The 13,211-nt window shown below is 39.6% G+C and carries 9 protein-coding genes; 8 read left to right on the top strand and 1 reads right to left on the bottom strand.

The window, feature by feature from the left end; genetic code table 11:
• Positions 1–164: 164 nt before the first annotated feature.
• The 5 genes from Q0F90_RS03560 to trmFO are packed head-to-tail and all read left to right on the top strand — an operon-like array spanning position 165 to position 7,064.
• Positions 165–563, top strand: coding sequence for a YraN family protein (locus Q0F90_RS03560; RefSeq protein ID WP_296003412.1), 399 nt, complete (start codon positions 165–167; stop codon positions 561–563).
• An 11-nt stretch (positions 564–574) separates the two neighbouring features.
• A complete protein-coding gene (locus Q0F90_RS03555; RefSeq protein ID WP_296003410.1) occupies positions 575–2,131 on the top strand; it encodes a YifB family Mg chelatase-like AAA ATPase in 1,557 nt (518 codons plus the stop codon).
• Between the two features lie 8 nt (positions 2,132–2,139).
• Entirely contained in the window at positions 2,140–3,366 is a 1,227-nt protein-coding gene (gene dprA / locus Q0F90_RS03550) for a DNA-processing protein DprA (RefSeq protein ID WP_296003408.1), read from the top strand.
• Positions 3,356–5,755: a type I DNA topoisomerase gene (gene topA, locus Q0F90_RS03545; protein ID WP_296003406.1), complete on the top strand. Its 2,400-nt coding sequence runs from the start codon at positions 3,356–3,358 to the stop codon at positions 5,753–5,755. Before dprA ends, topA begins: the two co-directional genes overlap by 11 nt.
• Positions 5,748–7,064 (top strand): methylenetetrahydrofolate--tRNA-(uracil(54)-C(5))-methyltransferase (FADH(2)-oxidizing) TrmFO, encoded by a 1,317-nt coding sequence (trmFO, locus tag Q0F90_RS03540; protein ID WP_296003404.1) that lies wholly within the window; start codon positions 5,748–5,750, stop codon positions 7,062–7,064. The genes topA and trmFO overlap by 8 nt, the downstream gene beginning before the upstream one ends.
• A gap of 129 nt (positions 7,065–7,193) precedes the next feature.
• Here trmFO and lgt read toward each other — a convergent pair whose 3' ends face one another.
• On the bottom strand, positions 7,194–8,018 hold the full coding sequence (gene lgt / locus Q0F90_RS03535) for a prolipoprotein diacylglyceryl transferase (RefSeq protein ID WP_296003402.1): 825 nt from the start codon (positions 8,016–8,018) through the stop codon (positions 7,194–7,196).
• Positions 8,019–8,174: 156 nt separating this feature from the next.
• Here lgt and Q0F90_RS03530 point away from each other — a divergent pair, with 156 nt between their 5' ends.
• From Q0F90_RS03530 to Q0F90_RS03520, 3 genes are all read left to right on the top strand, one after another.
• A complete protein-coding gene (locus Q0F90_RS03530) occupies positions 8,175–9,890 on the top strand; it encodes a glycosyl hydrolase family 18 protein (RefSeq protein ID WP_296003400.1) in 1,716 nt (571 codons plus the stop codon).
• A 90-nt stretch (positions 9,891–9,980) separates the two neighbouring features.
• A complete protein-coding gene (gene leuS, locus Q0F90_RS03525; RefSeq protein WP_296003399.1) occupies positions 9,981–12,449 on the top strand; it encodes a leucine--tRNA ligase in 2,469 nt (822 codons plus the stop codon).
• Between the two features lie 102 nt (positions 12,450–12,551).
• Positions 12,552–13,031 (top strand): dCMP deaminase family protein, encoded by a 480-nt coding sequence (locus Q0F90_RS03520; RefSeq protein WP_296003398.1) that lies wholly within the window; start codon positions 12,552–12,554, stop codon positions 13,029–13,031.
• Positions 13,032–13,211 lie beyond the last annotated feature (180 nt).

Here is a 13,211-nt window from a genome sequence, read left to right as displayed (position 1 = left end):
CTATTGGTCACCTATGTGACTATTAGGAACCTCTTTTGTATTTACTTTTATAACCTCCATATTCTACGCTACAAGTAAGTATTACCTGTTGAAAGTTTAGAGATATTTTTAATGTTATAAATCTGTGAGTTATTGTAGCTGACATATTTAATGAGGAGGTATATATGAAAACGATCAGTACAGGTAAAGCCTTTAATGAACTTGACTCTAAAGAGCTTGGTAAATGGGGAGAACGCGTTGCTACTCAGTATATTGAAAAGCTAGGTCTTACCGTAGTAGATACAAATTATCGAACGAGATTAGGCGAAATTGATATCATTGCGAAACGTGATTTAGTGTATCACTTTATTGAAATTAAAGCCCGTCGTGGCATGCAACATGGATTAGCACGTGAGGCGGTCACTAAAAAGAAACAAAAGCATATTAAACGAGCTGCCATGTTATTTTTATATGATTTACATCAAAAGAAACGACACTGGAAGGAAATATCCTTTGATGTAATAGAGGTGTATCTTCACGAGGACTTTCAAAGTTCTATCCATTATTTGCCGCAGTGCTTTTAGTGAGGTTTCTTATGTATGCAAAACTATATGGAGCCACCTTACATGGCATAGATGGATGCATTATTACGGTAGAGGTCGATATATCGCAAGGTTTACCTGTCTTTGATATCGTAGGTCTGCCGAATCAGTCAGTAAAGGAAGCGCGCGAAAGGGTGAGGGCTGCTATAAAAAATAGTGGCTATGAATTCCCTATGAGACGTATCGTAGTAAATCTAGCACCTGCTACAATTCGTAAAAGTAGTGCAGGACTCGATTTAGCTATCGCGTTAGGGGTTCTGTTCGCATCGGGGCAAATAAAGGGGCGTAAAACTAAAATCTCAGCTTTATTAGATAATAGTTTATTTATGGGAGAGCTAGCCTTAGATGGTTCACTGCTACCGACCTTTGGAACCTTGGCGATGTCATTGGCAGGATTAGAGGCTAATTACTCCACTATATATACAAGCGTAGAAAATGGAAATACTTTAAAAGCTATTCCAAATCTAACTATTTATGGTGAATCATCATTAGAGGATATTATTACAGTTTTAGAAGGCCAAACTAAGTCTAAATCCATTTCAAATTTCTCAAAAAATAAGATACTAACGGATGAAATTAGTAATTTAAACAATAATACGTATGGTGTAGATTTTGGCGATGTACAAGGTCAAGAGTTAGGTAAACGGGCTATGCTGATCAGTGCTGCAGGGCATCATCATTGTATTATGATAGGTCCTCCTGGTGGTGGTAAAACGATGATGGCTGAACGATTACCGACCATATTGCCACCTATGACTTGGAATGAGATGGTTGAGGTAAGCCGTATACAAGATGTGATCGGTTTACTCGGTGATAAGGGACTTGTTACAGCTAGGCCTTTTAGGCATCCTCATCATACGGCGACGTTAGCGAGTATGATGGGCGGAGGTATACAGGGTCGTCCTGGGGAGGTCACACTTGCTCATTGCGGTGTTTTATTCATGGATGAGGCACCAGAGTTTCAGCGTCAAGTTATTGACGCCCTAAGGCAGCCCTTAGAGTCTCGCACAATTACTATCAATAGGTCTCAAGGTAATTATATATATCCTGCCAATTTTATTTGTATTCTGGCGGCCAATCCATGTCCATGTGGTTACTACCATGATCCACATAAGGAATGCATATGTTCTGAAACGATGGTCAAAAACTATCAGCAACGCTTGTCTGGTCCTATTATGGACCGAATTGATTTACACATTCCCGTTGAAAGGCCTACGTTAGAACAATTATTAGATAATTCGACGTCTACTATGACAAGTGAAAGTATGAGAGAGCAAGTTATTTTAGCAACTCTTTTACAACAGAAACGTTATGAAGGTTTAGAGTTTAACTCTAATGGAGCTGTACCTCACAAGGCCATAAGCGAGCTATGTAATATTACGGATAAGGCCTGGAGTGTATTAGGCAATATATTTGACCATTTCCATTTAAGTGGAAGGGCCTTTGATCGCATATTAAAGGTGGCTCGTACCATAGCAGACCTTGAGGGAAATCCACAAGTAGAGCCACATCATATTTCTGAGGCCATGTTGTTTAGAACAGGTAAATAGGTGTAGAGATGACTAGATACGATGATAATATTTATATTGCAGGCTTGCAAAGTTTATATAATGTGGGAGCCACACATGTACGGCGTTTTATAGAGGATTTTGGGTCCCCTTATGATGCTTGGCAAGCCGTTAAGAAGGTTGAAAAATTAAAGCCTTATACACATATTTCTGCCTCTGATAAACGAGCTATAGCATCATCGGCTAAAGATGAAAGGTTAGATTATATTATTCATAAAATAGACGAATATAAGATGGATTTTACTACCTTTTTAGATAAAGATTTTCCATCTATTTTAAATCATATCTATAATCCGCCCGCTATATTGTTTATGAGGGGGAATAGAGCCCTTTTAGACAAACGGTTAAACCGCATTGCCCTTGTGGGAGCACGGCGTTGTTCGTTGTACGGACGCAATGTAGCGAGAATGCTTGGTAAAGAACTCGGTAAATACAGTACTATTATTGTCAGTGGTGGCGCACGAGGTATCGACGCTCATGGTCATGAAGGGTTATTGGCGAGTCAGGGATACGGAATTGTAGTCATGGGGTGTGGCCTAGATATAGCGTATCCACGAGAGAATTCAAAATTATTTGACCGCATCTTACAAAACAATGGTTTGCTTTTATCGGAATACCCACCTGGTACGCCACCATCGGCTAAACATTTCCCTGCTCGTAATCGTATAATTAGCGGCCTTAGTAGAGGCGTAATCGTAGTAGAGGCAAAAGCAAGTAGTGGTTCTCTCATCACAGCAGATATGGCTGTTAGCGAGGGGCGAGATGTATTTGTGGTGCCTTGTAATTTATTAGATCATACGGCGGATGGTAATAAATACCTTATGCGTAATGGAGCCTTTGTATTAACTGGTTATGAGGACATCGTTAAGGAATATCATTTAACCTTGCGAGAAATGTTTAGTAATAAAGAAAAACTTTCACCACCAAATAAAAGAGATACTTTGGGTGTAAAAGATAGTAATCAAATAGGGAATCATAGTCAAGGTGTTGATACACAAGGGCTCTCTATGTTAAGCTTTAATGTGGATAGGAGTCTAATCTTGAGCGAAATACCTCATGATCGATGTATCACGGTTAGTGATATTTTGAAAGCGACCTCTATTCCATTACAACAACTGCAGCCCTTATTACTTGAGTTAGAAATGGAAGGGGCTATAGAGAATCATCCGCCGAGAGGCTATATTAATATGACTAGGAGTGATATACTTGTCCATTAAACGATCTATCGTTATTGGCGAGCCAAAAGCAGCTAGTACTAGTAAAGATACTAAAAAGAAAAGTACTAAGAAAGAAAATACTACCATAAAGCGTAAGGTTGCTAAAGAAGCCCTTACTCCAATGGGTATCGTACGTGATAAATCCGTATTGCAAACCTCCATGCCACCAGAGCAACGTGAACCACGCGTATATAATCCTGATGGCAAAGTATTGGTTATCGTAGAGTCTCCTGCTAAATCTAAAACAATTGAAAAATTCTTAGGTCCTAACTACGTCGTAAAGGCGAGTATGGGCCACTTACGAGATTTGCCAAAGTCTCAAATGGGCATCGATATCGAACATGATTTTACGCCCCGTTATAGCAACTTGGTTACTCGTAAAAAGGTTATTGATGAACTCGTTTCCTATGCCGATGAAAGCAGCGCTGTATTGCTCGCAACTGACCCTGACCGCGAAGGGGAAGCTATTTCTTGGCATTTAGCGTATATTCTTAATGTGGATCCTAAATCTACGTGCCGTATTACGTTCAATGAGATTACTAAAAATGCTGTAGCAGAGGCTTTAGAATCTCCTCGTACTATCGATATGAACATGGTAGATGCGCAACAAGCACGCCGTGTATTAGACCGTATCGTAGGCTATAAATTGAGTCCTTTATTATGGAAAAAGGTTTGCAAAGGCCTTAGTGCGGGTCGCGTACAATCTGTTGCAGTTCGACTTATCTGTGAAAGAGAGCGCGAAATTCAAGCTTTCGTGCCACAAGAATACTGGACCATTGAAGGCAATTTTGAAACGCCTAAAAAAGAGGCTTTCACAGCGGAATTGACTCATATTAAAGGCGAGAAAATCGATATTACTACTGAAAGTGAAGCACAAGCCGTAGTAGATGCTATTGGCGGAGCCGATGCAGTAGTGACAAATATTGAAAAGCGTAAGCGTTCTCGTAAAGCGGCACCTCCGTTTACAACGTCTACGTTGCAACAAGATGGGGTGCGTAAATTGAACTTTGGTGCGAAGCGTACCATGATGATTGCCCAACATCTTTACGAAGGTCTTGAAATTGGTTCTTATGGCCACGTAGGTTTGATTACGTACATGCGTACAGACTCTACGCGTATATCTAAAGAGATGCAAGAAACGGCTAAGGACTTTATTATTCGTAATTATGGGGAAGATTATTATCCATCTAAACCAAATGTGTACGGCTCTAAAGGTTCTGCTCAAGATGCGCATGAGGCGATTCGTCCTACATCTCTCGAGTTAACACCTAAAATGGTTGAGCCGTTCTTAAGTCGTGATGAGCTTAAGCTTTATACGTTGATTTGGAATCGTTTTATGGCGAGCCAAATGGCACCACAACAAAATGAATCTACAACGATTGAGTTGACCGTTCAAGATGATTATACATTTAAAGCGACGGGCTCTCGTGTTATCTTCCCTGGCTTTAGTGCTGTTTATGAAGATACGAAAAAAGAGGATGCACCTCAACTGCCTGCCCTTAAAAAGAATGATGCAGCCCATACGGTAGAGGTATTGCCGGAACAACATTTCACGCAACCACCTCCACGTTACTCCGAGGCGAGCCTCATCAAAACGCTAGAGGAACTTGGTATTGGTCGTCCTAGTACGTATGCACCAATTCTAGATACTATCGTTAGTCGTAACTATGTGGAGAATACGAATAAACAATTTGTTCCTACAGAGTTAGGCTTTGTAGTAGTAGACTTCTTGATAGCGTACTTTGAAAAAATCATCAACACTGGCTTTACGCGAGATCTTGAAGAAGAGCTTGATGCTATTGCATCTGGCAAGGATACGTATGTAAAAGTATTATCTGACTTCTACGAGGTATTTGCGAAAGAGTTAGAAGATGCGAGCGATGTAGATCGAATTGAAATTGCATCTATGGAAAGTGACGAGACCTGTGAACTTTGTAATAGCCCAATGGTATATAAATTTGGTCGCTACGGCAAGTTCCTTGCATGTTCTAACTTCCCAGAGTGTAAAAATACTAAACCTATTACGGTAGGTACAGGTGTAACTTGTCCTAAATGTAAGGAAGGGGAAATCGTAGAGCGTAAGTCTCGTCGTGGTCGTTTGTTCTACGGCTGTAATCGATACCCACAATGTGACTTTACATTATGGGATAAACCAACCCATGAATTCTGTGATACATGTGGTTCTATTATGGTTGAAAATACATATAAAAACGGTACAACTAAAAAGTTCTGTTCCAATGAAACATGTCCAACTAGACCACCAAAGAAAACAAGAAAGAAAAAGAGTGAAGCTAGTGAAGAAACTGTAAAAGAATCTAAAAAAACTAAAGAGTCTAAGAAATCTAAAAAATCTAGCAAAGCTAAAAAAGAGGAAACAATAGGTGAATAATAAAAATGTTATTGTTATTGGTGCGGGCCTAGCAGGTTCTGAGGCGGCTTGGCAACTCGCTAACCGTGGCATTCATGTAGACTTATATGAAATGCGCCCTGTAAAGAGTTCTCCTGCGCACCAAACAGATCAATTTGCAGAGCTCGTATGTAGTAACTCATTGCGAGCTGGCAATATTGAAAATGCAGTAGGTCTTTTAAAAGAAGAAATGCGTCGTTTAGGCTCCCTTATTATGGAATGTGCTGACGCAACTGCTGTACCTGCCGGTGGTGCCTTGGCCGTTGATCGTCATTTATTTAGTGAAATGGTGACGAAGAAGGTAAAAGGTCATCCTAATATTACAGTTCATCACGAAGAGGTAACTGATATACCTGCCGAAGGTACTGTTATCTTTGCTTCTGGTCCCCTCACGTCTGAAGCATTAGGGGATAAGATTAAAGCCTTAACTGGTGAAACTGGCTTTTATTTCTACGATGCAGCAGCACCTATCGTTACGGCAGAATCTTTGAATTACGATAAAGTATTTGCCGCTTCTCGTTATGACAAAGGCGATGCTGATTACCTTAACTGTCCTATGACAGAAGAGGAATACAAAGCATTCTGGTATGAGCTTACTACAGCTGAAGCTGTGCAGCCAAAGGATTTTGAAAAGGAAATCTACTTTGAAGGTTGTATGCCTGTAGAGATTATGGCGAGCCGTGGAGAAGATACATTGCGCTATGGTCCACTAAAACCAGTTGGCTTAGTGGATAAACGTACCAATGAGGAGTCTTATGCAGTAGTACAATTGCGTAAGGAAAATAAAGAAGGTACCATGTTTAACTTGGTAGGCTTCCAAACTCATTTAAAATGGGGCGAACAAAAGCGTGTATTCGGTATGATTCCAGGTCTTGAAAATGCTGAATTTATCCGTTATGGTGTCATGCATCGCAATACCTATATTAATTCTCCTGAGTTATTGAATCATGCATTCCAACTTAAAAAGGAACCACGTCTATTCTTTGCTGGTCAAATGACAGGCGTAGAAGGCTATTTAGAATCTGCTGCCAGTGGCCTCATGGTAGGTCTTCAAGTAGAACGTTATTTAGAGGAACGTTCATTTATTGACTTCCCTAAAACGACGGCTATTGGTTCTCTTAGCCACTATATTTCTAACTACGAAGGCTCTAATTTCCAACCGATGAATGTCAACTTTGGCATTATGGATCCATGGCCTTCAAAAGTACGTAAGAAAAAAGAGAAAAATGCATTAATTGCTAATCGCGCATTAGAAGAGCTGGATGCTTTAAAAGTTAAAGAAAAAATATAATTAATAGAGAGTTTAATCGATAGCATTTAGAAAATTAGTAAGTCGATTAAGATTTAAATAGAAAAAGTCCTTCATTCACAGGTAAAACTAATGAATGGAGGACTTTTTTGTTTCGTATTTCTGTATTTATTATTTGCGTTTTTTAGTTTTTGTTGTTGGTTCTGTAGCCACTACAACTGCTTGATTTTTCTTTTCTAGATAGCCTAAATAGATAAATACACAGATGCCCACAATGATTGCTACAAGGCTAGTCATTTGAGCAGATTTTAAGCCTAATGTTAGATTTACATAATCGCCACGCAAGAATTCTAAGAAGAAACGTGCTGTAGAGTAGAGAATAGCGTATAGTACAAATACTTGGCCCTTAGCATGTTTGAAGGAACCGAATAATAGAAGGGCTACAAAGATGAGAATATCAATCTGACCTTCCCACACTTCGGCAGGCCATAATGGTTGATTGCCGTAGGTGCGGTATGCAAGAGTACTTTCAGGATAGATAATACCATAATTACCGCCCGTAGGATGACCGAAGGCATCGCCATTTAAAAGATTTGCCATACGGCCTACAGATTGAGCTAAGATCAATGCTGGTGCAAATAGATCGGCAAAGGCCCAGAAGTCGATATTGTTTTTACGAAGATACCACCAGCCAGCAATTGTGCCTAAGACGACACCGCCTTGGATGGCCATGCCACCTTGCCAAACGAAGGGGATTTCTAATAAATGGTTGCCATAGTAATCCCAGTCAAAGAAGAATACGTCCCATAGGCGAGCACCGATGAGACCAGCTACAGCAACGGTAATGGAGAAGTCAATGATGTGCTCATGCCAACCGCGACCATCTTTCTTTAACAGTACGTACGCTACAGAGGCGCCACAGATGATAGCCAAGGCCAACATAACGCCGTAGGCTCTAATAGGGAAGTCCCCTATAAAAAATAAATATTGATGCATATAAAACTCCTTATGTGATAATTTTTATTAGTACATAAATTAAATTATAAATTACATGTACCCTTCATGCAAGAAAAGAGATGAACTCTATATAATATGGTATAATATAGAGATTGATATTGTATCCCAGTATGGGAACTAGAGTTAGGAGAGTACATGATTCGTAAATCTACTATTTTAAAATCGTTAACAGCTTTAGTAATGTCTGCATTATCTACGACTGCCGTACAGGCAGAGGTGTTGGTGCCGTTGGAGCAATTTCTAGCTACTACAACGCGTCATTACGAAGCAAACCAATATAAAACAGCATATACGGTGTATGTGCCTCAAACAGAATTACAAGGTAATATGATTGTATTAAATCCAGCTGCCGTTGGTGAGGCTGTTAAATTACCAATTACTAAACAAAATGGTATTACCTATGTTGATATCGAGTCTGACCCAGCTATGCTTGGCGTTAGTTATACAAAAACTAATGGACAATTAACATTAGGTCCTGCGCCACAAGTGTCAACGGTGAAAGCTCCATATACATTACAAACTCCATTGTCTTGGTCTTTTGATCCGTGGCCGACAGAAGGGACTCCATACCAAGCTAAACTTAATACAAGTGGCGATAATATTATTTCCCCTAGCTGGTTTAAATTGCATAGTTTAGGTCTTGAGGCTAGCCCGAATGTAAGCATTGACTATGTGAATACTTATAAAAGTAAGGGGTACCACGTATGGCCATTGATTACAAATCGATTTGATCCTGGTTTTACAAGTGGCATTTTAGCGGACCAATCAGTATGGAAAAAATATGCTCATAACCTCGTTCAATATGCCTACATTTATGGTTTTGATGGTTATAACTTTGATTTTGAAAATATCGACTATGCTGACCGCGATCGTTTAACCGCTTTTGTAGCGTATTTGTCCAACCATTTACATCAATATAATATTAAAACTTCTATCGATGTAACAGGTTACTCTGATAGTCCTGAATGGTCCTTAGTATATAACCGTAGTGCTTTTGCTAACTCCGTAGATTATGTAGTTCTTATGGCCTATGACGAAACTTGGGCTAAGAGTACTACAGCTGGTCCTGTAGCAAGTTATCCATGGGTTCGTAACCATACTGAAAGAATGCTTTCTGAGGTTCCGTCTCATAAGTTAGTGCTTGGTGTACCATTCTATATGCGCTTGTGGCATGACACAAACGGCTATGCTAAGGGCGAAACATTGGCTATGAAGAATACTGGCACTTACTTTGCAAACCACAAAGATAAAATGACTTGGGATGATCGTTTGAAACTATACTATCTATCTATCCCAACAAGTTCTGGCTCTGACCGCATTTGGTTTGAAGATAATACTTCTTTAGGGTTGAAACTTGATCTTGTAAAAGAATTGAAACTCGGTGGTTTTGCAGCATGGCGTAAAGGCTTTGAAGATGAATCTACTATTGCTATGATTCAAGGCAAAGACTTAGGCCGTGGTATTCCTAAATCTCCTACAGCGGTTGTTTCTGAACCAGTAGTAGAAGAAGCAAAACCTTTAACTAAGCTTGAACAATACAAATTGCGCTTAGAAGAAAAAGAAAAGGCTAAAGCTGCTAAAGCAGAAGCAAAACGGAAGGCTAAAGAAGAAAAAGAAGTTACTAAACGTAAAGCTAAAGAAGAGGCTGAACAAGCAAAAGCTGAGAAAAAACGTCTAGCTGAGGAAGCCAAGGCAGAGAAAAAGCGTTTAAAAGAAGAGGCTAAAGCGCAAAAAGAACGTGATACGCAAGAAGTGAAGGAGAGCAAAGCTTCTTATAAGAGTCATGGATCTGTCGAAAATACAACTACTCAAAATGAATTAACTAAATCTGTTCAAGTAGTAAAACGCTAGTGTTTGACTGCTTTTACTTGAAGTAGTAAAATAAGAATATTGATTATAAAACGGCAACTAATGAGGTTGACCATATGAGGAGGCCCCTACATGAATGAAAAATATGTAGCCCAAGATATTGAGAAAAAGTGGCAAAAGTATTGGGATGATAACCATACATTTAAAACAGAATATGATGAATCTAAAGAAAAATACTATGTATTAGAAATGTTCCCGTACCCATCCGGTAACCTACACATGGGTCACGTGCGTAACTATTCCATCGGTGACGTAGTAGCTCGCTTCAAAAAAATGAAGGGCTTCAACGTATTACATCCAATGGGCTGGGACTCCTTTGGTATGCCTGCTGAAAATGCGGCTATCAAACATGGTATTGCACCTAAAACATGGACTCTTGATAATATCGAGAATATGAAACTACAACAAAAAGCACTTGGCTTGTCCTATGACTGGGACCGTGAAGTTGCGACTTGTAAAGAAGATTACTATAAATGGACGCAATGGTTCTTCCAACAGTTCTACAAAAAAGGCTTGGCATACAAAAAAGAAGCTAAAGTAAACTGGTGTGAAACTTGCCATACTGTATTGGCAAATGAACAAGTAATCGATGGCGCTTGTTGGCGTTGTGACAACACAGTTGAGAAAAAAGATTTGTCTCAATGGTTCTTGCGTATCACTGAATATGCTGATCGCTTGTTAACTGATTTGGATACTCTTGATCACTGGCCACAACGCGTTAAATTGATGCAAAAAAACTGGATTGGCCGCTCTGAAGGTACAGAATTCTCCTTCGAGGTTCCATCCATCAATGAACGTGTATCTGTATATACAACACGTGTTGATACGATTTACGGCGTAAGCTATGTTGTATTGGCTCCTGAACATCCATATGTAGAACGCCTTATTGAGAACGCACCTAATAAAGCTGAACTAGAAGCTTTCATTACGCGTATGCGCAATATGAGCGACATCGATCGTACATCTACAGAGACACCTAAAGAAGGTATGTTCACAGGTTCCTATGCAGTAAATCCTATGTCTGGTGAACAAGTTCCAGTATGGATTGCGAACTATGTACTAGTAGACTATGGTACTGGTGCTGTAATGGGTTCCCCTGCACATGATGAACGTGACTGGGAATTTGCTCATAAATACGATTTGCCTATTAAACAAGTTGTTGCTTGTGAAGGTGAAGAATATAGCCTTGAAAAATGGCAAGAATGGTACCATGAAGATGGTATCCTCGTTAACTCTGGTGATTTTAACGGCCAAACATCTGAAGAGGCTCGTAAAAATATTACCGCTGCACTTAATGAGCGCGGTATTGGTGAAGGTAAAGTAAACTTCCGTCTTCGTGACTGGTTGATTTCTCGTCAACGTTACTGGGGCGTGCCAATTCCTGTAGTATACTGTGAAACATGCGGTGAACAACTAGTTCCTGAAGAAGAGTTGCCAGTACGTTTGCCAGAGGATGTTAAATTTGAATCTGGTGCCGTATCTCCATTGGCTACATCTGAAAGCTTCTTGCACACTACATGTCCTAAATGTGGTGGTCCAGCACATCGTGAAACAGATACAATGGATACATTTATCGATTCCTCTTGGTACTTCTTGCGCTATACAGATGCGAAAAATGACCAAGCTCCATTCGATAAAAAAATCGCTAACTACTGGATGAACGTTGACCAATATATCGGTGGTATTGAACATGCTATCTTGCACTTGTTGTACTCTCGATTCTTTGTGAAAGTAATTCACGATTTAGGTCTTATCGAAGCTAACGAACCATTCCGTGGCTTGTTAACACAAGGCATGGTACTTAAAGAAGGCAGCAAAATGTCTAAATCCAAAGGTAATGTAGTTTCTCCTGAAGAAATTATCAATACGTATGGTGCAGATACGGCGCGCTTGTTCATTCTATTCGCAGCTCCTGTAGATCGTGACCTTGATTGGTCCGACCAAGGCGTTGAAGGTTCCTATCGTTTCTTAGGTCGTGTATGGCGTATTGTTGATGCGTACAACGAAGAAGGTAAGAAAAATGTAACTGGTGAACTTACAAAAGACGAATTTGCATTGCGTCGTGAGTTACACCGCGTTATTAAAAAAGTTACGGAAGACCTCGATAACAACTTCAACTTCAATACAGCTATTTCCGCTATCATGGAACTTGTAAATGCTATGTATGCTCATAAGGATAAAGCAGAGACTATCAATAGTGCGTTAGCTAATGAATTGACTCGCTCCTTATTGCTTCTATTAGCTCCATTTGTTCCACATATTACAGAAGAGTTGTGGCATGAATTAGGTGAAACTACATCTATTCACACTGAAAACTGGCCTGTATACGAAGAATCTGCTCTCGTAGTAGACGAAGTAGAAGTAGTATTGCAAGTAAATGGTAAAGTTCGCGATAAACTTACTGTTTCCGTAAATATTACGAAAGAAGAATTAGAAACAATGGCTAAAGAATCTAGCCGTGTTCAAGAGTTTACAGAAGGTAAAAATATCGTAAAAGTTATTTATGTACCTGGTAAACTCGTAAATATCGTAGTTAAATAATGATATTAAATAACGTTTTTAAATAACGATATTCTAGTTATTCAATCATGTAAGCCCCCAACTACATAGGTAGAAGGGGGCTTATTTTTAAGTGAGGTAAGTATGGCAAAACGTATCGATTATATTTCTTGGGATGAATACTTCATGGGCGTTGCCATTTTAGCGGCACAACGTTCTAAGGATCCAAATACACAAGTTGGTGCATGTATTGTTAGCAATGACAATAAAATTTTATCCATTGGTTACAATGGTATGCCTCTAAACTGTAGTGATGATGATTTCACTTGGGAACGCGACACGGCAGACGATAATAAATATTTCTATACGGTACATAGCGAACTCAATGCGATTCTAAACTATCGTGGAGGCTCTCTAGAGGGCTCTAAGATTTATGTTACATTATTCCCTTGCAATGAATGTGCGAAAGCCATCATTCAAAGTGGTATTAAGGCAGTTATCTACCGCGATGATCTCTATAAGGATACAAAAGAGGTAAAAGCATCTAAACGGATGCTAGAAACGGCAGGTGTAGAAATTATTGAATACAAACCGACAGGTCGTACACTACTTATTACAGTTTAATATGAGCTCTACGAAAAAGGCCCCTATCTAATTTTAGATAGGGGCTTTCTTGATTGTACGCCGAATAGGCATGACTAAACCCCCAGTTAAACTGGGGGTCAGTAAAATTTCTTAGAGAAAAGGAAAGAACCTCCTAGTGATAAAATGAAGTTGGTCTGGCAACCACAACATTTCAACATA

The organism is uncultured Veillonella sp. (assembly GCF_934190855.1).
Classification (GTDB): domain Bacteria; phylum Bacillota; class Negativicutes; order Veillonellales; family Veillonellaceae; genus Veillonella.
This window is presented reverse-complemented; position numbering and strand designations above follow the sequence as displayed.

Bases quoted from the DNA above. Each gene is read 5' to 3' on its own strand.
- Q0F90_RS03560 (WP_296003412.1), top strand. From the start codon at position 165: ATGAAAACGATCAGTACAGGTAAAGCCTTTAATGAACTTGACTCTAAA.
- Q0F90_RS03555 (WP_296003410.1), top strand. From the start codon at position 575: ATGTATGCAAAACTATATGGAGCCACCTTACATGGCATAGATGGATGC.
- dprA (WP_296003408.1), top strand. From the start codon at position 2,140: ATGACTAGATACGATGATAATATTTATATTGCAGGCTTGCAAAGTTTA.
- lgt (WP_296003402.1), bottom strand. From the start codon at position 8,018: ATGCATCAATATTTATTTTTTATAGGGGACTTCCCTATTAGAGCCTAC.
- Q0F90_RS03530 (WP_296003400.1), top strand. From the start codon at position 8,175: ATGATTCGTAAATCTACTATTTTAAAATCGTTAACAGCTTTAGTAATG.
- leuS (WP_296003399.1), top strand. From the start codon at position 9,981: ATGAATGAAAAATATGTAGCCCAAGATATTGAGAAAAAGTGGCAAAAG.
- Q0F90_RS03520 (WP_296003398.1), top strand. From the start codon at position 12,552: ATGGCAAAACGTATCGATTATATTTCTTGGGATGAATACTTCATGGGC.